The following is a 22312-nucleotide window of genomic DNA, read 5'->3' on the forward strand; positions in this document are numbered from 1 at the left end:
TTACCAGCCCTTCGCCAGGCTCGTCTGCAACCGGGCGGCACGTGCGGCCCGGAGCTGGAAGATCGCCTTCACCAGTGCCGGCGCGGCGATGAAGATGACGATAAGCGCCTGGAGCACTGTCACCAGCTCCAGCGAGATCCCGGAGTACGACTGCATCCGGTTGCCACCGGCCTGCAGCGCCCCGAACAGCAGCGCGGCGAGCAGCACCCCCCAGGGCTTCACCCGCCCCAGCAGTGCCACCAGGATGCCGTCGAAGCCGATCTGCGCGACCACCAGCGGGGTCAGCGCGCTGGCGGTGGAGCCGAGCACCATGTTCGAGCCGCCGAGGCCGGCCAGGATGCCGGCGAAAACCATGATCAGGATGTACGTCCGGGTGACGCTGATGCCGGCGGTCCGGGCGGCGTCCGGGTTGGCGCCGACCGCGCGCAGCTCGAAACCGAGCGTCGAGCGGTTGAGCAGCCAGGCGACCGCCCAGGTGGCCAGCACGGCGAGCAGGATGCCGGCGTGCACCCGCAGGTTGTCGCCGAGCAGGCGGGGCAGCTGGGCGGAGCTGTCCACCGCCTTGCTGATCGCGTCGGTACGGGTCGGGTCCTGCACACCGTTCTGCACGATCAACCAGGTGAGGAAGTACGTGGCGACGTAGTTGAGCATGATCGTGTTGATCACCTCGTGGGCGCCGGCACGGGCCTTGAGGATGCCGGGGATGAAACCCCAGATCGCTCCACCCAGAGCACCGGCCAGCACCGCCACCAGCAGGTGCAGGCCCGGCGGCAGCGGCAGCAGGAAGCCGGCCAGCGCCGCCATGATCACGCCGATGGTGGCCTGGCCCTGGGCACCGATGTTGAACAGGCCGCCACGGAAGGCCAGCGCCACCGACAGGCCGGTGAAGACCAGCGGCGCCGCGTAGGTGAGCGTCTCCGAGATCGGCGCGAGCACTGCCTGCCAGCCGTTGGCGCCGTCCAACCAGCCGGAGAACGCCTCCGGGTCGAAGATCGAGCCCTTGAACAGGTTCGCGTACGCCTCGCTGACGAGCGTCCAGCTGGAGTTGATCGCGTCGGACGGGCGGGAGGTGATGTACGAGTAGGTGGAGAGCACGTCGGGATCAGAAATGATCATCAACACCGCGCCGACCACGATCGCCAGCACCAGCGACAGCAGGGTCACCGTGAAGGTGTTGGCCGCCCAGAGGTTGTCCAGGAACAACCGGCCCAGGCTCGGCTTCGACTCCGGCTCCGGGTCTGGCTTCGTCACCGAACGGTCCGGCTCGGTCGCCACCTCGGCCCGTTCGGTGTTGCCGAGCGCGTTCTGCGCCGCCTGCGCCTCGCTCGCCGGCTCCTTGTCCGGCGAGCCGGACTGCGGGTTGGGGTTGGTCATGCCGTCACTCCGCTTCGCTGCATGACGCCCTGAGGCACCACACCCCGACAACGATGATTCGCCCGCTGGCGCTCGCTCATGCCTTGTCCTCGCTCGCGGAGCCATCGGCGGTCGCCGGGCCCTCGCTTGTCGCCTCGGTGGCGTCGTGGGCCGCGTCCGGGCTGATGCCGGCCATCAGCAGGCCGATCTCCTCACGCGGGGTGTCCGGGCCGACGATGCCGATGATGCGACCGCGGTACATCACCGCGATCCGGTCGGCCAGCCCGATCACCTCGTCGAGTTCGCTGGAGACCACCATGACGGCGGTGCCGATGTCCCGTTCGCGGATGATCTGGCTGTGGATGAACTCGATCGACCCGACGTCGACGCCACGGGTCGGCTGGGCGGCGATGAAGAGCTTCAGCGGCCGGGACAGCTCCCGGGCCACGATCACCTTCTGCTGGTTGCCGCCCGAGAGGGTGCCCACGGCCGCGTCGGCCGATGACGTACGGACGTCGAACTGCTCGATCCGCTCCTTCGCCGACGCGGCGATCGCGTCCGGCTTGAGCGCGAGCCCGGAACCGAACGGCGGCCGGTCGTAGATGTCCAGCACCAGGTTCTCCGCGACGCTGAACTCCTTGACCAGGCCGTCCACGCTGCGGTCCTCGGGCACGTAGCCGACGCCCGCGCGGAGCACCTTCTTGGGCTTCCAGCCGTCGATGCGGTCGCCGGCCAGGTTGACCGTGCCGGCGAGCACCGGGCGCAGGCCCATGATCGCCTCGATCAGCTCGGTCTGACCGTTGCCCTGCACGCCCGCCACGCCGAGCACCTCGCCCGCGCGCACGGTCAGGTCCACCCCGTCGACCGCCCGGATCTGCCGGTCGTCGTCGACGACCAGCCCGGTCACCTCCAGCACCGGCTCACCGGGAGTAGCCGGCTCCTTGTCCACTGTGAGTCGGACGTTGCGACCGACCATCAACGCGGCCAGCTCGTCCCGGCTGGCGTCCGGCGAGGCGGTGCCGACGGTCTTGCCGCGGCGGATCACCGTGATCCGGTCGGCGATGGCCTTGACCTCGCCGAGCTTGTGGGTGATGAAGACGATCGACTTGCCGGCCGCCTTGAGCGACCGCATGACCGTCAGCAGTTCCTCGGTCTCCTGCGGGGTGAGCACGGCGGTCGGCTCGTCCAGGATGAGCAGGTCGACATCGCGGGTGAGCGCCTTGACGATCTCGACGCGCTGCTGGATGCCGACCGGCAGGTCCTCGATCACCGCGTCCGGGTCGACCCGCAGGTTGTAGCGCTCGGACACCTCGGTGACCTCGCGCCGGGCCCGCCGCCGGTCCAGGAAACCGGCGATGCCGCCCCGGACCTGCTCGGCGCCGAGCATGATGTTCTCGGCAACGGTGAAGACCGGCACCAGCATGAAGTGCTGGTGCACCATGCCGATCCCGGCCCCGATCGCGTCGGACGGGCCCTTCAGCTTCAACGGCTCGCCGTCGACCAGGATCTCGCCCTCGTCCGGCTGGTAGAGCCCGTAGAGCACGTTCATCAGGGTCGACTTGCCCGCGCCGTTCTCGCCGAGCAGGGCATGAATCTCTCCAGGCTCCACCGTCAGGTCGATGTGGTCGTTGGCGACCAGATCACCGAACCGCTTGGTGATGCCGCGCAGTTCGAGTCTCAGCGCAACCTCCTGGAGTGCGAGCGATGGTGCAGCCTAGCTGCCGTCAACCTGGCCGGACCGGCCCGGCTGACGTGGTGCGCGATCGGCCGCTCCGACCCCACGGTCACCCGCGGGCCGAAGCGGCCGATCGGTCGTACCTGTCCCCCGCCGACCTCCCCGATGATCTCACCGGAGCAGCCGGGCGGTTGTCACTTGGTCGGCTGGGCCTTCGAGGTGACGGTGATGGTGCCGGCGGCGATGTCCGCCTTGATCTTGTCGACCTCGGCCTTCAGCTCGGCCGGAACCTTGCTCTCGAAGTCGTGGTACGGGGCGATCGAGACACCGTTGTTGGCCAGGGTGCCGACGAAGCCCGGGTTGGCGGGCAGCTTGTCGCCAGCGGCGGCCTTGAGCACGGCCTCCTTGACAGCCTCCGGGATGTTCTTGACCACGGTGGTGATGATCGCCGAGCAGTCCGGGGTGCTCTCGCAGCCGTCGACGTCCACCCAGATGGTGCTGTACTTGCCACCCGAGGCCTTGGCCGCGGCGGTGGTGCCGAGGCCGGAGCCGCCGGCGACCGGCATGATGATGTCCGCGCCCTGGGCAACCAGCGCGTCGGAGACCTTCTTGCCCTCGTCCTGCTTGGCGAAGTCGTTGGTGAAGGAACCCTTCTGGGTCTCCTTGTTCCAACCCAGCGCCTTGACGCTCTTCTTCTTGGTGGTGTTGTAGTACGTCACACCGTCGACGAAGCCGTCCATGAAGATGGTGACCGGCGGGATCGGCAGACCACCGTAGGTGCCCACAACGCCGCTCTTGCTCATCCCGGCGGCCAGGTAACCGGCCTGGAACGCGGCCTGCGCGGTGTCGAACTGCATCGGGTAGACGTTGGCGTCACCCGGGTTCGCGTCGACGATGCCGAACTCCTGGTTCGGGTTCGCCTTGGCGATCTTCGAGGTGGCGTTGGCCATCAGGCCACCGACCGCCAGGATGAAGTCGCACTTCTGGTTGACGTACTGCGTCAGGTTCGGCTCGTAGTCGGCCTCGGCCTTCGACGCGACGAACTTGATGTCGATGTTGTCGTTGGCGGCCTTGGCCTCCTGCAGACCCTTCCAGGCCGAGGTGTTGAACGACTTGTCGTCGATGCCGCCGACGTCGGTCACCATGCAGGCGCTGAACTTCTTGGCGCCACTGCCGGCGTTGTTGTCATCCTTGGGGGCCTCGCCACAAGCGGCGGCGGTGAGCGCGAGCCCACCCACCGCGAAGATCGAGGCGATCCGCATCCCACGCACCGAACGCAAGACGTCTCCTTCCCATTGCACACCGCGCCTAATGCGGTGGCAGCCCATCAGCCGACCTGCGGTATGCCGCCGGCTGTCCCACGTTACGGACGGGAGCGTACGCCCGCGCCCACCCACCGGCCGACAATCGTGCACGACTGTTGAGCGCCTGTTACCCGGGTGTAACCCTTGCGTGGGGCACGTCACTCTTCGTGCTGGTAACCGAGCACCGCAGCGTCCGCAACGTCCGTTTTCTGGAGGCGTTTTCCTCCTCGGACGTTACCGCCAAAAGACCGCGACCGCCGCGTTGACCAGGGTCAGACCGACGATCGCGAGGAAATGACCGCGGTTGACCACGTCCCTCTTCCGCGAGAAGAAGACCATGACGAAGATCAGCAGTGCGATCACCAGCTTCGTCACAAGTTTTGCCGGCGCGGGCTCGTCGCCGTCGCGCAGCGGCGCGGACAGGCCGAGCCCGGTCAGCAGCTGGATCACCGCGCCCCACAGCATGGCCGGGTTGATCCGCAGCCGGCCGCTGGCGTACTGGGCGATCGAGCCACCGAGCAGCAGGGCGAACCCGATCAGATGGACGTAGAGAAGGATGAGTCTGAGAGCTTCCACGGTCGCCATCCTCCCCCATGAACGACGGATTGTAGTAGTGGGAACCGCCGACGGGCGCGGATCAGTCGATCAACCGGTCGCTGTCGGGGTGGCACCCGACAGGGCCGGCTCACGGGGCTGGTCCACCGATCGCGACTCCGCCCGGCTGTTACCGCCGAACGCGACAGCCACCCATCCGGCAAGGCTCACCGCCGACAGGAGCGTCACCGGCAACGTCACCCGATCCACCGAGGTCGCCAGCCACCACTCGATGTCGTTCGGGCCGGAGACGTAGGTCCCGACCAGAACAGCCAGGTAGTAGCCGTTGGCCGCCCACACCCAGCCGTCCGCCGCCAACCCGGCGGCTTGCCGACGCCCCCGCAGGAACACGGTGCCGAGCAGCGCCACCACGGCGGCGCCCACCACCAGCAGGCCAACCACGTCCCACAACGCCTCGACGGTGAGGTCGAGCCGCTCCACCGCGTCCGCGCCCCGGTCAACCGGGCTGCCACTGGTGATGTCCGACTGGGCATCCAGTAGGCGGACCAGCGCCGCCCAGGCGCCCCCGGCCAGCACCGGCAGCCAGACCAGCGCGGCTCGCCGCAGGTCGGCGCGGGCCCGCACTGTGACAAGCACGGCGAGGCCCACGACGGCGATCAGCCCCTCGTTCTTGCTGAGCGCCGCAACGGTCAGCAGCAACAGCGGCAACAGGGGTCGGCGCAGCGGATCCGGACTGAGCAGCAGGGCCACCGCCGCGCCGGCGAAGGCGGCGGACCAGAGCGCGTCGGCGAGCCCGCCGGTCACCCCGTACGTGACGCCCGACCAGGTTGCCAGGCCCAACGCGATGGCCAGTGCCCAGGCCACCCGCGCGGACACCTGAGCCAGCGCCCGCCGGACCAGGTGGACCAGCATCGCGACAGCGGAGACGGTGACCAGCGCGCCAACGAGCTGGGCGGTACGGAAGTCCGGCTCGACGACACTCCACACGGCGGCGACGGGCGCGGAGGCGAGCGGTGGGTAGTCGGTGTGCGAGAAAACGAAGGCGGGGCTGCCGATCGCCGCCCGCGCGTACTCGCTCCCGTTGGCGAAGTAGCCGGCGTGCAGCCACCAGATGGAGTGCGCGTCCCAGCGGGAGGCCGGCTCGAAGATCATGAGGCACGGCGGGAGCAGAGGTAGAGCGATCAGCAGCGCGTGCGACCACCCTCCGTACGGCACCGGCTCGCCGGGGCGGCGCAGCAACCACCAGGCGCAGGCCGCCCCGACGGCCAGCACCAGGGCGATCCAGAGCGGCAGCGGACCGCCGACGACAAGCATCAGGACCACCGCGACAGTGCTCAGGAGCGCCGCCATGAGGGGCGCGAGGAGCAGTGCGAGGTAGGGGCTGCGCAGTATCGCGAGGGCCAGCGGGAAACCAGCGACGAGGAGGGCGAGTCCGGCGACGACCGCGGTGGGATCCATGTCTCAGTCGACCTTCCGTACGACCAGCCGCACGCCGGCGCTCGTCGGCCGCTTCCGGTGCACCGAGGCGACGCCCACCGAGTAGTCCTGCTGTATTCCCTGGACGACCACACATCCGCGCAGCGCGGCAAGCTCACTCAACCGCTGATGCCACAGGTCCTTGTTGGTCCGGGTCGGGATGAGCGAGATCCGGCTGCCGGGGGGCACCTGCTCGACGAACTGGCGCCAGAGCGTCTCCACGTCGACGTGGCGCTGAAGTGCGTGGAGGTCGTGTTCCCGGTCACTCATCAGGGCGACGCCCTGGCTGGTGGCCTGCACCGCGCCCTGAACGGTCAGGAGCAGGCAGCCCACCCCGAGGAGCGCGACGACGACCCGGGCGATGGTGGTCGGGTCCCGGTGCTTCGTGGTCGTCATCGGTCAGCGAGCGTTTTGGCGGGGATGCCACCGGGACGACGCCGGGCTCGTTCCCGGCCCAGGATCCACAGCGCCTCCACCCCGTCCCGCCAGGTAATCTTCTTGCCCTCGTCGCGGCCCCGCGCCCGGTAGGTGATCGGCACGTCGTAGGGGCGGATCCGCCGCCGCAGCAGCTTGCCTGTCACCTCGGCCTCCATGCCGAACCCACGGGACCGGATGTCCAGCGATCGGTACAGCTCCACCGGCATCAGTTTGAAGCACGTCTCCAGGTCGCCGATGTAGGAGTTGAACAAAACGTTCGCCGCCGTGGTGACTCCCCGGTTTCCGACCACGTACCAGAAGCTGTAGGCGCTGTGGCTGCCGAAGGTGCGGTTGCCGTAGACGACTGTCGCGTGGCCCTCCAGCACCGGCGCCAGCAGCTTCGGGATGTCCTGGGGGTCGTACTCCAGGTCGGCGTCCAGGATCACCATGTACTCGCCCCGGGCGCTGTCCACTGCCGTTTTGATCGCCGCGCCCTTGCCCGCGTTGCGCGGGTGCGTCACCACCCGCAGCCGCGGGTCGTCCATCCCGGCGAGGATCTCCCCGGTCTCGTCCGTACTGCCGTCGTTCACCACCACGATCTCGATCTCACACGGGTACGGCACGGCGAGGGCCTGCTTGAGGGCCTCCGCGACGCGTTCCGCTTCGTTGTAGACCGGCATCAAGATCGACAGTTGCACGAGAGTCTCCCCGGGAGCAGCACCGGACGGCGGATGAAGGGCGGCGCACCACCAGCGGCTAGTGAAGCAGGGGCGGCACGCGTTCGCTGACCCGCTCTCGCGGAGCAGCGTCGACGCGACGCCGAAGCACCCTACCTCGCACCGCCGGAGATCGGCCGCCCCCCGGGTGTCAACCCTTGACGGCTCCCGAGGTCAGCCCGGAGACGATGTACCGCTGGAGGAACTGGAAGACCAGCACCGTCGGGATCGCGGTCAACAGGGTGCCGGCCGCGAAGATGCCGAAGTTGTTGTTGCGCTCGTTGCCCTCCAACAGGCCGTACATCCCCACCGCCAGGGTCTTGGAGTCGGTGCTGGTGAGGAAGACGTTGGCCATCAGGAACTCGTTGATGGCGCCGATGAACGCCAACAGCCCGGCGACCGCCAGGATCGGTGCCACCAGCGGCAGCATGATCCGGAAGAAGACCTGGGCGTGCGAGGCACCGTCCATGGTCGCCGACTCGTCCAACTCCCGGGGCAACGTGTCGAAGAAGCCCTTCATCAACCAGGTGTTCACACCGAGCGCGCCACCCAGGTAGAGCAGCAGCAGGCCCCAGGACGTGTTGAAGCCGATCGACGGCCACAGATCGGTGATCGTGCCGAAGATCAGGTAGATCGCCACGATCGCCAGGAACTGCGGGAACATCTGGATCAGGAGCAGCGAGAGCAGCCCCACCCGGCGGCCACGGAACCGCATCCGGGAGAAGGCGTACGCGGCGAGCGCCGAGAGGAACACCGACGCGAACGACGCCACCCCGGCGATCAACAGCGAGTTGAGGAACCATCGCCCGAAGGCGGTTCGCTCGAACAGCCCACCGAAGTTGGCGAGGGACACCCCGCCGGTCGGCACCAACTCGGTGGTGGACAACGTGCCGAGCGGGTTGAGCGCGGCGGAGAGCACGAACACGATCGGGAACAGGCTGAACAGCACGCCGAGCAGCGCCACCAGATGCCGCCAGCCGACCTGGGCGAACCAGCGGTTACGCCGCCGGCCGGTCCGGCTGAGCTTCGCGCTCACGCGTACACCTCTTCCTGTTTGCGGGTCCGCCGGAAGCTGACCGCGGAGACCACCGCGACGATGGCGAAGATGAACAGTGAGATCGCGGCGGCGAACCCGAACTGGGCGCCCTGCCCGCCGAAGGCCAGCCGATAGGTGTACGTGATGAGCAGGTCGGTGGCGCCGTTCGCCGGATTGTCGGCGGGGAAGGGAGCGCCCTCCGTGGTCAGGTAGATCGCGTTGAAGTTGTTGAAGTTGAAGGCGAACGACGAGATCAGCAGCGGGGAGAGCGCGACCAGCAGCAACGGCAGGGTGACCGCGCGGAAGGACTGCCAGGGCGAGGCCCCGTCGACCGAGGTCGCCTCGGTCAGTTCGCGCGGGATGGCCTGCAACGCTCCGGTGGCGACCAGGAACATGTACGGGTAACCGAGCCAGAGCTGCACCAGGATGACCGCGAAGCGGGCGGACCACGCCTGCCCGAACCAGTCCACATTCACCCCGAACAGACTGTTGATCAGTCCGAAGTCGGCGTTGAACATGTCCCGCCAGGCCAGCAGCATCGCGAACGACGGCATGGCGTACGGCAGGACGAGCACCACCCGGTAGAGGTTGGTGCCGCGCATGCGGGGTGAGTGCAGGACCAGGGCGATCAGCATGCCGAGCAGGAACGTGCCGCCGGTGGAGCCGATGGCGAAGGCGAAGTTCCAGATGAGACTGCTCAGGAACGGGCCGGAGATCTTCTCGTCGGTGAGCACCCGGGTGAAGTTGGCCAGCCCGACGTTGACCTTCCAGCCCTGGGCCAACCGCTCACCGTCGGCGGCGACGAAGGCACCCGCCTCGTCGCCGGCGGTCCAGGTCCGCCCGGTCTCGGCGTCCCGGACACAGTCGCAGCCGGCGTCGTACGCCCGCACCGCCCTGCCCTCGTACGCGCGGGACAGACCGCTGGAGCGCAGCGCGCCACCGGCTGTGGGCACCACCAGGTCGGTGATCTCCTTGCTGCGCGAGCTGGCCTGGCCGACGTTGAGCACTGTGTACCCGTCGGCGGCGGTGACCCGGCCACCGGTGGCGACAGTGACGTCGGCGGGGTCGAGTCGGCGCAGCCCGTGGGTGTCGCCGACGGAGACCGTGCCGGTGCCCGGGTCGGTGACCAGGAAGACCAACGCACCGGTGGCCGGGTCGCCCTTCGTGGCGATCGACAGGGCGTACTCGGCGGACCCGGGGACCTGGGTGACCGACGAGGACTGGATGGCGACGATCGCGTCGTCCTTGCTGCCCCGGTGCCCGTCGCCGAAGTTGGTGAAGGCGGTGCTGGCGGTGTAGAGCACCGGGAAGACCTGGAAGGCGATCAGGAACAGGGTGCCCGGGACCAGGTACTTGGCGGGGATGTGTCGACGGGTGAGGTACAGGTAGAACAGCCCGGCGGTGGACGCCGCCAGCAGTGCCAGGCCGGCCCACATTCCGGCGGCGATGAGCGGGAACGCCGCCCAGACCGCGACACCTGCGGTCAGGCCGAGCAGGAGCACCTTGCCGGCCAGCCCGGTCAGTGTGATCGGCGCGTCGTCGCGGGTGCGCGACGGACGCCAGCGCGCAGGGCGGGAGCCGGCGGGCTCCCGGCCCGGCGCCTGCGTGGCAGACCCCGGGCCGGACAGCGGCGTACTCATTACTTGATCTGGCCGGAGATGGTCTTGCCGGCGGCGGTGATGGTGCTGGTCGGGTCGGCCCCACCGATGACGGCGGCCTCGGCCTTGCCGAACGGGTCCCAGATCGCTGCCATCGCCGGGATGGCCGGGAGCACCTGCCCGTTCCTGCCCGCCTCCTGGAACTTGGCCAGGTCCGGGTCGGTGCCCTTGACCTGGTCGAGGGCGGCGGTCAGCGCCGGCGGCCGGGGTTCGGCGTTGTACAGCGCGACGGCCAGCTCGGGTGTGGTGGTGTAGTTGGCCACGAACTCCTGGGCCAGCGCCTTGTTCTTGCCCTTGGCGGCGACGTAGAACGCCTGCACACCCACGAACGGCTGGGCCTCCTTGCCGCCGGCGAAGCCGGGGATCGCCGAGACGTCGTACTTGATGTTGGCCTTCTTGACGTCGGCCACGGCCCACGGTCCGGAGATCAGGTACGCGCACTTCTTGCCGGTGAAGGTGGCGATCGAGTTGGTGTCCGCGATGGAGCGCTTGAGCACCCCCGCGCCCTTCTCGCCGAGCGCGCCGATCTTCTTGAAGGCTTCGATGGACTCGGGCTTGCCCACGCCCAGGTCCTTCGGGTCGTAGTCCCCGTTGGCGCCGGTCCCGAAGAGGTAACCGCCGGCAGAGGTGTAGAGCGGGTAGATGTGGTACGCGTCGCCGTTCTGGCCGACCTGGAGGCAGAGCGTCTCGGTGGCCCTCTTGGACGCCTTGAGCGTCCTGCCGGCGGCGACCATGTCCTCAATGGTCTTCGGCGCCTCCGGGGCCAGCTCGGTGTTGCGGATCAGCGCCAGGTTCTCCTGCGCGTACGGCACGCCGTAGAGCTGGCCGTTGAAGGTGACAGCCTTGATGGCGGTCGCGTTGAAGGCGCTCTTCTGCTCGGCGGCGAGCTGCACCGGGTCGATGGCGCCGTTCTGCACCAGGTTGCCGATCCAGTCGTGCGCGCCGACCACCACGTCCGGGCCGCTGCCCTGCTGGGACGCGGTGACGAAGTTGGTCTGCAGGTCCTTGCTGACGGCCTGGACCTCGACGCTGACGCCGTTCTCCTGGCCGAACTTCGCGGCGAACGGCTTGAGGGCGGCGGTCCGCTTGTCGTCCGCCCAGATCACCAGTTTGCCGCCGGCGGCCTTGGGGGTGTCCTTCGCGGCCGGCTCGTCGCTGTCGCCACCGCAGCCTGAGGCGGCGAGCGCCAGGGCGAAGAGGGCGACCACACCCGCGGTACGGATGCGCATCGGTGCTCCTGTCGTCATGGCGGGTCCGCCGGGGGAAGGGCGGCCCGCCAGTGGAAACCTCTGGAAGTTCTTGCCATCCGGCGCAGGGATGTTGCGCCGCTGCTCTCGCATGTTGCGGGGACGTTAGCAAGACGTTGCAAGTAATGGAAGGGCTTGCAGAGCACCCCGCAAGAACTTGCCGGTGGGCTAAAGTGCCGCCATGCGCGCTCGACTGTCCGACATCGCCCAGCAGGCCGAAGTCAGCGAGGCCACGGTGTCGCGGGTGCTCAACGACCGCCCCGGCGTGGCCCCGGAGACCCGACAGGCCGTCCTCACCGCCCTCGACGTGCTCGGGTACGAGCGCCCGGCCCGGCTGCGGAAGCGCAGCGCCGGGCTGGTCGGCCTGGTGGTGCCGGAGCTGGACAACCCGATCTTCCCCGCCTTCGCCCAGGTCATCGAGTCGACCCTGGCGCAGAGCGGGTTCACCCCGGTGCTCTGCACCCAGACCGCCGGCGGCGTGACCGAGGACGAGTACGTGGAGATGCTGCTGGACCGGCAGGTCTCCGGGATCGTCTTCGTCTCCGGCCTGCACGCCGACACCGCCGCCAACCACGACCGCTACCGGGCGCTGCTCGCCCGGCCGTTGCCGGTCGTAATGATCAACGGGTACGTGCCCGGCATCGGCGCGCCCTTCGTCTCCTGCGACGACCGGGAGGCGGCCGAGCTGGCCGTCGCCCACCTGGTCGCGCTCGGGCACCGGCGGATCGGCCTGATCACCGGCCCGGACCGGTTCGTCCCGGTGCAGCGCAAGGTGGCCGGCTGGCGCTCCGCGATGACCCGGCTGGCCGGCGTCGCCGAAGCCGACCTGGGCCCACTGGCCGAGCTGTCACTGTTCGGAGTGGAGGGTGGCGAGGCCGCGGCCGGCCGACTGCTGGACCGGGGCGTCACCGGGGTGGTCTGCGGCTCCGACCTGATGGCGCTCGGCGCGGTCCGGGCTGCGCGCCAACGCGGCCTCAACGTGCCCGAGGGCCTCTCCGTGGTCGGCTACGACGACTCCCCGCTGATGGCCTTCACCGACCCGCCGCTGACCACCATGCGGCAGCCGGTCACCGCGATGGCGGTGGCCGCCGTCCGCGCCCTGGTGGACGAGATCAACGGGCACGGCGCCCCGCACTCGGAGTACCTGTTCCGCCCCGAGCTGGTGGTGCGCGGCTCCACAGCTGTCGCGCCGAGTTCCGCCCGCCTCTCTTACGCAAGATCTGCTTGACTCTTGCAGCGACGGGCCGGCATATTGCTCGAATGATCAGCACCGCCACCCCGCCGCACGCCACCGACGACGACTGGTGGCGCTCCGCGGTCGTCTACCAGGTCTACGTCCGCAGCTTCGCCGACAGCGACGGCGACGGCACCGGCGACCTCCAGGGCATCCGGCAGCGCCTGCCCTACCTGCGCGACCTCGGGGTGGACGCGCTCTGGCTGACCCCCTTCTACACCTCGCCCATGATCGACGGCGGGTACGACGTGGCCGACTACCGGGACGTCGACCCGATGTTCGGTACCCTCGACGACTTCGACGCGATGATCACCGACGCGCACGCGCACGGCCTGCGGATCATCGTCGACCTGGTGCCCAACCACACCTCCAGCGCGCACCAGTGGTTCACCGCCGCGCTCGCCGCCGGCCCCGGCTCACCGGAGCGGGCCCGCTACCTCTTCGCAGACGGTCAGGGCGCGCACGGCGAGTTGCCCCCGAACGACTGGGAGAGCATCTTCGGCGGCCCCGCCTGGACCCGGATCGCTGACGGTCAGTGGTACCTGCACCTGTTCGACCCGTCGCAGCCGGACCTGAACTGGCGCCACCCGGAGGTTCGCGCCGAGTTCGAGGACGTGCTGCGGTTCTGGCTGGACCGGGGCGTGGACGGATTCCGCGTCGACGTGGCGCACGGCATGATCAAGGCGGAAGGGCTGCCGGACGTCGGCTTCAGCTCGACGACCACCGGCCAGCGCCAGGTCGAACTGCTCGGCAAGGGCCGGCTGCCCTACTTCGACCAAGACGAGGTGCACGAGATCTACCGGGCCTGGCGGCCCATCCTGGACAGCTACCCGGGCGGTCGGATGGCGGTCGCCGAGGCGTGGGCCGAGACACCGCAGCGGCTGGCCCGCTACATCGGCCCGGACGAGTTGCACCAGGCGTTCAGCTTCGACTTCCTCGACGCCACCTGGTCGGCCGACTCGTTCCGCAAGGTGATCGACACCGCGCTGGCCGAGGCGACAGTGGTCGGGGCGCCGACCACCTGGGTGCTCTCCAACCATGACAAGCAGCGGCACGTCACCCGGTACGGAGACGGTGCCGAAGGGCTGCGCCGGGCCCGCGCCGCCAGCCTGCTGATGCTCGCCCTGCCCGGCTGCGCCTACCTCTACCAGGGCGAGGAACTGGGCCTGCCGGAGGTCCTCGACCTCCCCGACGAGCTGCGCCAGGATCCGGCGTTCCTGCGCACCGGCGAGAGCCGCGACGGCTGCCGGGTGCCCATCCCGTGGAGCGGCGAGTTGGCCCCGTACGGCTTCGGGCCGGCCGGCAGCGAGCTGAGCTGGCTCCCCGCCCCGGCGGTCTGGGAGGCGCTGTCCGTCACGGCGCAGACCGACGTGCCCGGCTCCACCCTGGAGCTGTACCGGGCCGCGCTGCGGATCCGGCACGAACATCCGGCGCTCGCCCTCGACGCCGACGGGGTCACCTGGCGGAAGACCGAGCCGGGCGTGCTGGCCTTCTCCCGCACCGCCGGCGCGACCGTGCTGACCTGCGTGGTCAACCTCAGCGGCGCGCCGGTCCTGATCGACGGGTACGGTCAGCCGCTCGTCGCCAGCGACGAGCTCACCGAACAGGGCTCCGGTCAGCTGCTGCCAATTGACGCGGCAGTCTGGTTGGAACAGCGCTGAACGGGTAACTCGTTCTCGACCTGGTCGTTCGTTGTGCCCCGCGCCGACGGGCGACTGGGCTACCGGCCCCTTGTGGTGGGGGGTGAGGTGCCACCGGCGCCACGCGGAGTCCGCTCCGTGTGGCGCCGGTGTCCGTACACCGCCGGTGGTTAGACCCGCAGATGGCACGGGTACCGCATCGGGCACCATCGCGACGGAGGTGACCCCATGGTGGTACGGATCGCCCAGTGCACGCTCGACGTCGAGGACCTGGACCTGATGGTCTCGTTCTGGTCGGCGGCGCTCGGTTACGAGGTCGAGCAGGGCGACGACGGCAGCGCCAAGCTCTGGCCGCCGGGGCAGCCGTCCGTCGCCGCGCCCACCGTCTGGTTGCAGGGCTCGGGCACCGCCAAGCGGGGCAAGAACCGGCTGCACCTCGACCTGGTCGCGGACGCGGACCCCCAGGCCGAGGTACGGCGGCTGCTGAGCCTCGGCGCGCGGCAGGTCGACGTCGGGCAGACCGGGGCCGAGCAGTTCACGGTGCTCGCCGATCCCGAGGGCAACGAGTTCTGCGTGCTGGACCGGGCGCCGACCCGCTGACGTCTCGCGCTCACTTCGCGGTGAGCAACGCCGCGATCCGGGTGAAGCCGGCGCGTACCTCGGCCTCGTCCGGCGGTTCGGCGGGCTCACCGTGGCCGGCCTCGTCGGCCGCCGCGTCCAGCTCCTCGTCGATCACGTCCTCGAAGTCCCCGTACAGGTCGGCCCCCTCCACCTGACGGGCCTCGTCCTCGGCGGCGACCTGCGCGGCGGCGATCTCGCTGCGGATCTCGTCGGCGGACAGCGCCGGCAGCAACGGCTCCACCACGGCCATCAACTGCTCCTCGGCCACCACCGCCTCGGCCAGGGCCAACGCGTGCGGTCGCTCGTACGGCCCACAGACCACCGGCTCCCACTCGTCGAGATCACCGAGCGGACCGAAGGTGATGATCCACGGCAGGCCGAGGAGCGGCGAGTCCGCCGGCAGGTCCAGTGTCATGAGTGCGCCCACCGGCTCATCATGGTCCGCGAACGCGAGCGTCGGCGCCGTTCTCCTCAGTTATCGCCCGTCCGACTGTCGATCGGCGACCGGTCAGCCGGGGCGGACAGCGTCCAGGGCGGCGCGAACCAGGGCCAACGCGGTGGCCGGCGGCACACCGAGCCGGGCCGCCTCCGCCGCGTAGCCGGCCGCCACCCGCTGCAACCGGTCGACGGCGTCGTCCCGCCCCGGGGCGACGAAGGTGCCGTTGCGCCCCCGGGTCTCCAGCAGCCCGGCCGCTTCCAACTCCCGGTAGGCGCGAGCCACGGTGTTCGCGGCCAACCGCAGATCGGCGGCGAGCTGCCGGACGGTGGGCAGTCGGCTGCCCACCGGCAACCGGCCGTCGCCGATCAACTCGGCGAGCTGCACCCGCACCTGCTCGTACGGAGGCACCGACGAGTCCGGATCGACCGAGATCAGCATCTGCGTGCCTTCCGTCATCAGCCCGCACCGCCCGGCGTACCGGGATCGATGCCCTCGTCGACATCCTTGGGTGGGACGGGGGTCTCCGCCAGATCCACCACTCGGCCGTTGGTGCTGGTCGCCAGGAGCGCCGCGCCGAACAGCACCAACTGGTTGAGCAGGTAGAGGTAGAGCAGCAGACCGACGGCACCGGCCACCACGGTGTACGCCGGATTCCGCTCGGTCCGCACCACGTAGTACCGCCCGACGGTGTTCAGCAGCGTGATGCCGATCGCCACCAGCAGCACCACCGGGCGCAGCCGGGACCGGCTCATCCGCAGCCGGGGCACGGCGAGCAGCAGCGCGGTGGCGAGCACGGTGTTGACAAGCACGCTGAGCACCGCGCTGATCGTGGTCAGACCGACCGACCCGGTGCTGCGCAGCAGGAAACGCAGCAACGACTCCAGCGCGTCCACCGCCGCGACCGAGACGCCGAGCAGCACGAATACACCGATCATCACGCCCAGGTCGACGAGCCGCCGCACCACCAGATTGCCCGGCTGCTGGTTGAGCCGGTACATCAGCCGCTGCGAGGATCTAATGGCCTCCACCCAGCCGATCCCGGTGAAGACCAGGATGACCAGGCCGACCACACCGACAGTGCCGCTGGAGTTGGCGATCTGCTCGGCGTCCAGGAACGGCAGGTTCTCCTTGAGGAAGTCGGCCGCCGCCGCGCTGACCTCGTCGTTGTCCTCCAGGATCGCGCCGAAGATGGAGAACGCCACCAGGGCGAGGGCGAACACAGCGAAGAAGCCGTAGTAGGCGATGGCGGCGGCCAACCGGCCGGCCAGCACCTCGCCGTACAGCACGCCGGCCCGCCACACATGATCGAAGAGCCCCGACCGGTGGCGCGCGGCGCTCACCCAGCGGTCGATGCCCGCCTCGATCTGGCCGATCACGTTCACGCGATCATCCTCGCCGATCTCCCACCGCTGTAGGGGCAACCGGCTTCGGGTGCTCGCCGGCCACCGCGTCGCCGACTCATCAGTTGCCGGCGGTCCGGTCGCCGGCGATCCGTCTGCCGGCGGCTCGGCTGCCGGCGCTTCAGTCGCCGAGGCAGAAGTCGCGACGCGGCTGCCACCTCGCCTGCCCGCTGTGCGAGAAGAGGGTGAACGCGTCGACCTCGAACATCGCGGAGAAGTCGGCCAGATCCTCGTACACCTTGTCCAGGGCCTCCGGTGCCACGTCCTGCGCCACTGTGACGTGCGGATGGTACGGGAAGCGGAGCTCGCGGTGCAGGCCCGGCGCCGCGGCGATGGCCGCGGCCAGCAACTCGCATTCGCTGATCCCGGCGGCCACAGCGACGAACACCACCTGGGTGACCGGACGGAACGTGCCGGTGCCCCGCAGGTGCAGCGTGAACGGCAGGTGCGCGGCGGCGACGGCGGCCAGGTGCCGCTCGACCGCGGGCAGGTTGGCCGTCCGGATCTCGGTGGGACCGAGCAACGTCACGTGCGCGGGCACCGCCAGCGGATCACCGGCCTCGACCCGCCGACGCGTCAGCTGGGCACCCCACGGCTCGGGGATGTCCACCGCGATGCCGATCTGGATGGTGTCGCCGGTCGGCGGCACCCCGCCACTGCGATCCACGCTGCGCGCCGCCCCTCCGAGCACCGACCCGTCCACCTGTACCGCGGCGCTACTCGCCGCGCACCGGCGGGAAGAATCCCACCCGCTCGTACGCGGACCGCAGGGTCGTCGCGGCCACCGCACGGGCCTTCTCCGCGCCGGCCGCGAGCAGCTTGTCCAGCTGCGCCGGATCGTCGAGGTAGGCGCGGGTGCGTTCCTGGATCGGACGGACGAAGTCCGTCACCACCTCGGCCAGGTCCTTCTTCAGATCGCCGTAGCCGCGGCCCGCGTACGCGGCCACCAGCTCGTCGATGCTGCGACCGCTGAGCGCCGAGTGGATGGTCAACAGGTTGGACACGCCGGGCTTGGTCTCGGCGTCGAAGACGATCTCCCGACCGGTGTCGGTCACCGCCGAACGGATCTTCTTCGCGGACCGGGCCGGATCGTCGAGCAGGTCGATGATGCCGGCCGGCGATGACGACGACTTCGACATCTTCGCGGTCGGGTCCTGCAAGTCGGTGATCTTGGCAGTGTCCTTCACGATGTGCGGCGCGGGCACCGTGAAGGTCGCGCCGAACAGCGAGTTGAACCGCTGGGCCAGATCCCGGGAGAGCTCCAGGTGCTGGCGCTGGTCCTCGCCGACCGGCACCGCGTTGGCCTGGTAGAGCAGGATGTCGGCGGCCTGCAGGACCGGATAGGTGAACAGCCCGACGCTGGCCCGCTCGTTGCCCTGCTTCTGCGACTTGTCCTTGAACTGGGTCATCCGGCTGGCCTCACCGAAGCCGGTGATGCAGCCGAGCACCCAGGCCAACTGCGGGTGCTCAGGCACCTGCGACTGGACGAACAGGGTGCTGCGTTCCGGGTCGAGCCCGACCGCGAAGAGCTGAGCCGCGGCAACCCTGGTGCGCTGGCGCAGCAGCGCCGGGTCGTGCCCCGCGGTGATGGCGTGCAGGTCCACCACGCAGTAGAACGCGTCGTGGGTGTCCTGTAGTGCCACCCAGTGCCGCACCGCACCCAGATAGTTGCCGAGGTGGAACGAGTCGGCTGTCGGCTGGATGCCGGAGAAGACGCGGGGCCGCGCGGGAACGTCGGACATGGCGATAATTCTGTCAGCAAGCAACCCAGTCCGTCATGACGGGCCGGCGGGTCGGCTCCGGCCCGCCGGTGCCGGGGTGCTGACCTCGCGTGGTTCGCCCACGCCGACCCGGCGCGTCGGCCCGACAGTGACCCGCCGGTGCTGCCCCGCCACCGCCTCCCGGGCCTGTTCGGGACCGCCCGCCGGGGCCGGCTCGGCGTCGTACCCGCGGCGCTGCTCGGTGGTCTGCTCGCGGCGCTGCTCGGTGCTCTGCTCGCGGTGCTGCTCGGTGGTGCGGGCGGCGGAGACGGCGAGTTGGGCCACCCGGCGGCCGTCCAACGCGAGCACCCGCAGCAGCCAGCCGGCCGACGGTTCGGCCGGATCGGACGCGCCGACGTCGGCGGGTTCGGCGGGCACCGGCACCTCGTCGCCGGTCACCGGAAGCCGGCCCAGCGCGGCCATGACGAACCCGCCCACCGTCTCGTACGGTCCGGCGGGAAGTGCCACCCCGGTTCGCTCCGCGAAGTCGGCGAGGTTGAGTCGCCCGTCCACCACGGCGGGCAGGCCGTCGTGCGCCGGGTCCGGGGCGGCGTCGTACTCGTCGTGGATCTCACCGACCAACTCCTCGATGAGATCCTCCAGGGTGACGATCCCGGCCGTGCCGCCGTACTCGTCGACCACCACCGCGAGGTGCTGGCCCTCCCGGCGCATCTCGGTCAGCGCGGCGAGCACCCGTTTGCTGCCCGGGAGCCGCTTCACCTCCCGGGCCAACTCGCCGACGGTGACGCACGGGTCGGCGTCCGGACGCAGCAGCACGTCACGGAGGTGCACGAAGCCGACCACGTCGTCATGGGTGCCGTCGGTGACCGGGTAACGGGTGTGCGTCTCGGCGCGGACCAGTCGGGCGGCTTCGTCGATGGTCAGCCGCGCCGGGAGGAAGACCACCTCGGTGCGCGGCATCATCACTTCGCGAATCAGACTGGCGCCGGCCACCAGGACCTCGTCGATGATCCGCCGCTCGTCCGGGTCGAGCACCGTGTTCGCCGCGACCAGGTCCCGCAGATCGGCCTCGGAGATGTGCTCCCGGCCGGCCGTCGGACCGGTCCCGAGCAGATCGGTGACGAGTCGGGTGGCGCCGTCCGCGGCGCGGACCAGCACCCGGGCGACGGCCCGGGCGAGCGGACCGGGGTCGCGACGGGGGTGCGCCCGCGCGTGCCGCCGGAGCCCGGTACGGGCCACTTCCCGCATGACAGAGATGGTAGACACCGGGTGCCCACCGCACCGGGGATCACGCGGAGCGGCGCTCGAATGTTCGGCTCTGTTTAATCATGAAAGATTATGATGGAATGGGGTTGACGGTGGCATCGGCGAGGGCGCCGGCCACCGCCCTAGTGTGATCACCGAAGGGCCACGTCCCGGGCGGGCCAGGCAGGAGGCAACGACGTGAAACTGCTCGTCACCGGGGGCGCCGGCTTCATCGGGAGCGTGGTGACCCGGATGCTGCTCGACGCAGGTCACCAGGTGGTCATCCTGGACGATCTGCGCACCGGCCACCGCGAGGCCCTCGCCCCGGACGCCACCCACGTGGAGGCGTCCATCCACGACGCCGCCCGCGTCATCACCGCAGACGCCGGGTTCGACGGGGTGCTGCACTTCGCCGCCCTGATCGCCGCCGGCGAGTCGATGGTCAAGCCGGAGCTGTACTGGCAGAACAACACCATCGGCACGCTCGCCCTGATCGACGCGGTCCGCGCCGCCGGGGTGCCCCGGATGGTCTTCTCCTCCACCGCCGCCGTCTACGGCAACCCCACCGAGCTGCCCATCACCGAAAACGCGGTCAAGGCGCCCACCAACACGTACGGCGCCACCAAACTCGCCGTCGACATGGCACTCACCTCCGAGGCGATCGCGCACGGGCTGGCCGCCGTGTCGCTGCGCTACTTCAACGTGGCCGGCGCCCACCTCGACGGCGACATCACGCTCGGCGAGCGACACGACCCGGAGACGCACCTGATCCCGATCGCGCTGGACGTCGCCGCCGGCCGGCGAGAGAAGCTCCAGCTCTTCGGGGACGACTACCCCACAGTTGACGGCACCTGCGTCCGCGACTACATCCACGTCGCCGACCTGGCCCGCGCGCATCTGCTGGCGCTGGACGCCGCCACCAGCGGCCAGCACCGGATCTACAACCTGGGCAACGGCAACGGCTTCACCAACCGCCAGGTCGTCGACGTGGTCCGCGAGGTCACCGGGCACCAGCTGCCCGTCGAGGTCGCCCCGCGCCGCGAGGGCGACCCGGCCGAGCTGGTCGCGTCCTCCGCGCTGGCCCGCGACGAGCTGGGCTGGGTGCCGCAGAAGCCGACCCTGCACGACATGGTCGGGGATGCCTGGGCGTTCTACCGCGCGCACATCCTGGGGCAACGGTGAGCGCGAGGAGTGAGCCGGGTTTGCGAGCCCCGCAGTCGCGAACGAAGGAAGGCACCGTGACCCAGCCGACCGATGATGTCGCCGAGCGGGCTGCCGCCGGCTTCTCCGCGCAGTTCGGTGGCCAGGCCTCCGGCCGCTGGGCGGCCCCGGGCCGGGTCAACCTGATCGGTGAGCACACCGACTACAACGAAGGCTTCGTGCTGCCGTTCGCGCTGCCGATGCGCACCGTCGTCGCGGCCGACCGACAGGACGGGGAGCACTGGACGGTCTGGTCCGAGCTTTCCGGCGAGGCGATCACCTTCGGCGCGGACGACGTCGCCGAGCCGGGACGGGTCACCGGCTGGGGCGCGTACGTCGCCGGGGTGGTCTGGGCGCTGCGCGAGGCAGGTCACCAGGTGCCGGGTGCGCGGCTGGCGATCGCCTCCGACGTGCCGCTGGGCGCCGGGCTCTCCTCCTCGGCCGCGCTGGAGTCAGCCGTGCTGGCTGCCCTGCTCGACCTCGGCGAGCTGGAGCTTGCCCCGGCACTGCAACCCCGGCTGGCGCAGCGGGCGGAGAACGTCTACGTGGGCGCGCCGACAGGCATCATGGACCAGTCCGCGGCGATCCGATGCCGCGCTGGGCACGCCCTCTTCCTCGACTGCCGCGACGAGTCGGTTGAGCACATCCCGTTCGAGTTGGACGCCGCCGGGCTGGCGGTGCTGGTCATCGACAGCCGGGCACCGCACCGCCACGCCGACGGGGAATACGCGGCCCGCCGGCGCTCCTGTGAGGCCGGGGCCAGCGCGCTCGGCGTCGCCGCCCTGCGCGACGTGGGCATCGACCAGCTCGACGCCGCGTTGGCGCAGCTCGACGACGAGGAGACCCGGCGACGGGTCCGGCACGTGGTGACCGAGGACCAGCGCGTACTGGACACGGTGGCGCTGCTCCGCGCCGCCCGGGTCCGCGACATCGGCCCGCTGCTGACCGCCTCCCACGTCTCGATGCGGGACGACTTCGAGATCACCGTGCCGGAGATCGACACAGCGGTCGAGGCGGCGTTGGCGGCCGGTGCGCTGGGCGCCCGGATGACCGGCGGCGGTTTCGGCGGATGCGTGCTCGCGCTGATCGAGGCCGACCGGGCCGATGCGACAGCCGCCGCCGTGACCGAGGCGTACGCCGAACGTGGCTTCACCGCCCCCGGCACCATCACGGTCCTTCCCTCCCCCGGCGCCACCCGACTGCCCTAACCCCCCACCCGGGCCGGGCCGGGCCCGATGATCGTGCTTGTTCATGGAAGTAGTGGCCTCGCCTGACGTGCGAGGGGCCAACATACTGGATAGATCACGAACTTACCGGCAGGCGCAAGCCACCGGGCGCGGCCCGCCCGGCGGCGGGGCCCCGGCGCGGGCCGGCC

Annotated in this window: 20 protein-coding genes and 1 pseudogene; 5 read left to right on the forward strand and 16 right to left on the reverse strand. The window is 70.2% G+C overall.

The genetic code is table 11. The features are described 5' to 3' along the window. From ABZU74_RS26420 to ABZU74_RS26465, 10 genes are all read right to left on the reverse strand, one after another. Complete coding sequence (locus ABZU74_RS26420) at positions 1-1374, reverse strand: ABC transporter permease (RefSeq protein WP_355429013.1); 1374 nt, start codon at positions 1372-1374, stop codon at positions 1-3. Positions 1375-1450: 76 nt separating this feature from the next. Further along, positions 1451-3034, reverse strand: a complete 1584-nt coding sequence (locus ABZU74_RS26425) for an ABC transporter ATP-binding protein (protein ID WP_355429065.1) — start codon at positions 3032-3034, stop codon at positions 1451-1453. A gap of 188 nt (positions 3035-3222) precedes the next feature. Further along, on the reverse strand, positions 3223-4290 hold the full coding sequence (locus tag ABZU74_RS26430; protein ID WP_355429067.1) for a BMP family ABC transporter substrate-binding protein: 1068 nt from the start codon (positions 4288-4290) through the stop codon (positions 3223-3225). A gap of 276 nt (positions 4291-4566) precedes the next feature. After that, entirely contained in the window at positions 4567-4908 is a 342-nt protein-coding gene (locus ABZU74_RS26435; RefSeq protein ID WP_091397247.1) for a hypothetical protein, read from the reverse strand. A gap of 69 nt (positions 4909-4977) precedes the next feature. Beyond that, on the reverse strand, positions 4978-6345 hold the full coding sequence (locus ABZU74_RS26440) for a hypothetical protein (RefSeq protein ID WP_355429016.1): 1368 nt from the start codon (positions 6343-6345) through the stop codon (positions 4978-4980). A gap of 3 nt (positions 6346-6348) precedes the next feature. Beyond that, positions 6349-6759 carry a hypothetical protein gene (locus ABZU74_RS26445; protein ID WP_355429019.1) on the reverse strand — a complete coding sequence of 137 codons (411 nt, stop codon included), beginning with the start codon at positions 6757-6759 and terminating at the stop codon, positions 6349-6351. Beyond that, positions 6756-7478, reverse strand: coding sequence for a glycosyltransferase family 2 protein (locus ABZU74_RS26450; RefSeq protein WP_355429022.1), 723 nt, complete (start codon positions 7476-7478; stop codon positions 6756-6758). The genes ABZU74_RS26445 and ABZU74_RS26450 overlap by 4 nt, the downstream gene beginning before the upstream one ends. A 169-nt stretch (positions 7479-7647) precedes the next feature. Next, a complete protein-coding gene (locus ABZU74_RS26455; RefSeq protein ID WP_355429025.1) occupies positions 7648-8532 on the reverse strand; it encodes a sugar ABC transporter permease in 885 nt (294 codons plus the stop codon). Beyond that, complete coding sequence (locus tag ABZU74_RS26460) at positions 8529-10172, reverse strand: ABC transporter permease subunit (protein WP_355429028.1); 1644 nt, start codon at positions 10170-10172, stop codon at positions 8529-8531. The genes ABZU74_RS26455 and ABZU74_RS26460 overlap by 4 nt, the downstream gene beginning before the upstream one ends. After that, a complete protein-coding gene (locus ABZU74_RS26465) occupies positions 10172-11419 on the reverse strand; it encodes a maltose ABC transporter substrate-binding protein (RefSeq protein ID WP_355429031.1) in 1248 nt (415 codons plus the stop codon). The genes ABZU74_RS26460 and ABZU74_RS26465 overlap by 1 nt, the downstream gene beginning before the upstream one ends. A 199-nt stretch (positions 11420-11618) precedes the next feature. On the opposite strand from ABZU74_RS26465, the gene ABZU74_RS26470 reads away from it, so the two are divergent. The 3 genes from ABZU74_RS26470 to ABZU74_RS26480 all read left to right on the forward strand — a co-directional run bounded on the left by ABZU74_RS26470 (position 11619) and on the right by ABZU74_RS26480 (position 14911). Beyond that, complete coding sequence (locus ABZU74_RS26470) at positions 11619-12665, forward strand: LacI family DNA-binding transcriptional regulator (protein WP_355429034.1); 1047 nt, start codon at positions 11619-11621, stop codon at positions 12663-12665. Between the two features lie 32 nt (positions 12666-12697). Beyond that, positions 12698-14332, forward strand: a complete 1635-nt coding sequence (locus ABZU74_RS26475) for a glycoside hydrolase family 13 protein (protein WP_355429037.1) — start codon at positions 12698-12700, stop codon at positions 14330-14332. Between the two features lie 207 nt (positions 14333-14539). Continuing rightward, positions 14540-14911 (forward strand): VOC family protein, encoded by a 372-nt coding sequence (locus ABZU74_RS26480; protein WP_355429040.1) that lies wholly within the window; start codon positions 14540-14542, stop codon positions 14909-14911. A gap of 10 nt (positions 14912-14921) precedes the next feature. On the opposite strand, the gene ABZU74_RS26485 is transcribed toward ABZU74_RS26480, so the two are convergent. The 6 genes and pseudogenes from ABZU74_RS26485 to ABZU74_RS26510 form a co-directional block, all read right to left on the reverse strand. Continuing rightward, positions 14922-15359 carry a hypothetical protein gene (locus ABZU74_RS26485; RefSeq protein WP_091394593.1) on the reverse strand — a complete coding sequence of 146 codons (438 nt, stop codon included), beginning with the start codon at positions 15357-15359 and terminating at the stop codon, positions 14922-14924. A gap of 81 nt (positions 15360-15440) precedes the next feature. Beyond that, positions 15441-15827, reverse strand: coding sequence for a GntR family transcriptional regulator (locus ABZU74_RS26490; protein ID WP_355429044.1), 387 nt, complete (start codon positions 15825-15827; stop codon positions 15441-15443). Beyond that, on the reverse strand, positions 15827-16753 hold the full coding sequence (locus ABZU74_RS26495) for a YhjD/YihY/BrkB family envelope integrity protein (RefSeq protein ID WP_355429047.1): 927 nt from the start codon (positions 16751-16753) through the stop codon (positions 15827-15829). The genes ABZU74_RS26490 and ABZU74_RS26495 overlap by 1 nt, the downstream gene beginning before the upstream one ends. 139 nt (positions 16754-16892) lie before the next feature. Beyond that, on the reverse strand, positions 16893-17462 hold the full coding sequence (locus tag ABZU74_RS26500; RefSeq protein ID WP_355429049.1) for a 2'-5' RNA ligase family protein: 570 nt from the start codon (positions 17460-17462) through the stop codon (positions 16893-16895). Positions 17463-17487: 25 nt separating this feature from the next. Further along, positions 17488-18513, reverse strand: a complete 1026-nt coding sequence (trpS, locus tag ABZU74_RS26505) for a tryptophan--tRNA ligase (protein WP_355429052.1) — start codon at positions 18511-18513, stop codon at positions 17488-17490. A 273-nt stretch (positions 18514-18786) separates the two neighbouring features. Further along, a pseudogene (locus ABZU74_RS26510) lies at positions 18787-19740 on the reverse strand (hemolysin family protein); the annotation flags it as partial. A 195-nt stretch (positions 19741-19935) separates the two neighbouring features. On the opposite strand from ABZU74_RS26510, the gene galE reads away from it, so the two are divergent. Next, positions 19936-20919 carry a UDP-glucose 4-epimerase GalE gene (gene galE, locus ABZU74_RS26515; protein WP_355429055.1) on the forward strand — a complete coding sequence of 328 codons (984 nt, stop codon included), beginning with the start codon at positions 19936-19938 and terminating at the stop codon, positions 20917-20919. Between the two features lie 56 nt (positions 20920-20975). Then, a complete protein-coding gene (gene galK / locus ABZU74_RS26520; RefSeq protein WP_355429057.1) occupies positions 20976-22145 on the forward strand; it encodes a galactokinase in 1170 nt (389 codons plus the stop codon). The last annotated feature ends 167 nt before the right edge of the window (positions 22146-22312 follow it).

This window comes from Micromonospora sp. NPDC005171, assembly GCF_040608575.1.
Taxonomy (GTDB): domain Bacteria; phylum Actinomycetota; class Actinomycetes; order Mycobacteriales; family Micromonosporaceae; genus Micromonospora.

Excerpts from the sequence above, each read along its gene's own strand:
- ABZU74_RS26490 (WP_355429044.1), bottom strand. The coding sequence starts at position 15,827 with ATGACGGAAGGCACGCAGATGCTGATCTCGGTCGATCCGGACTCGTCG.
- ABZU74_RS26470 (WP_355429034.1), top strand. The coding sequence starts at position 11,619 with ATGCGCGCTCGACTGTCCGACATCGCCCAGCAGGCCGAAGTCAGCGAG.
- trpS (WP_355429052.1), bottom strand. The coding sequence starts at position 18,513 with ATGTCCGACGTTCCCGCGCGGCCCCGCGTCTTCTCCGGCATCCAGCCG.
- ABZU74_RS26480 (WP_355429040.1), top strand. The coding sequence starts at position 14,540 with ATGGTGGTACGGATCGCCCAGTGCACGCTCGACGTCGAGGACCTGGAC.
- ABZU74_RS26440 (WP_355429016.1), bottom strand. The coding sequence starts at position 6,345 with ATGGATCCCACCGCGGTCGTCGCCGGACTCGCCCTCCTCGTCGCTGGT.
- ABZU74_RS26465 (WP_355429031.1), bottom strand. The coding sequence starts at position 11,419 with ATGCGCATCCGTACCGCGGGTGTGGTCGCCCTCTTCGCCCTGGCGCTC.
- ABZU74_RS26420 (WP_355429013.1), bottom strand. The coding sequence starts at position 1,374 with ATGACCAACCCCAACCCGCAGTCCGGCTCGCCGGACAAGGAGCCGGCG.
- ABZU74_RS26475 (WP_355429037.1), top strand. The coding sequence starts at position 12,698 with ATGATCAGCACCGCCACCCCGCCGCACGCCACCGACGACGACTGGTGG.
- ABZU74_RS26445 (WP_355429019.1), bottom strand. The coding sequence starts at position 6,759 with ATGACGACCACGAAGCACCGGGACCCGACCACCATCGCCCGGGTCGTC.
- ABZU74_RS26430 (WP_355429067.1), bottom strand. The coding sequence starts at position 4,290 with ATGCGGATCGCCTCGATCTTCGCGGTGGGTGGGCTCGCGCTCACCGCC.
- ABZU74_RS26460 (WP_355429028.1), bottom strand. The coding sequence starts at position 10,172 with ATGAGTACGCCGCTGTCCGGCCCGGGGTCTGCCACGCAGGCGCCGGGC.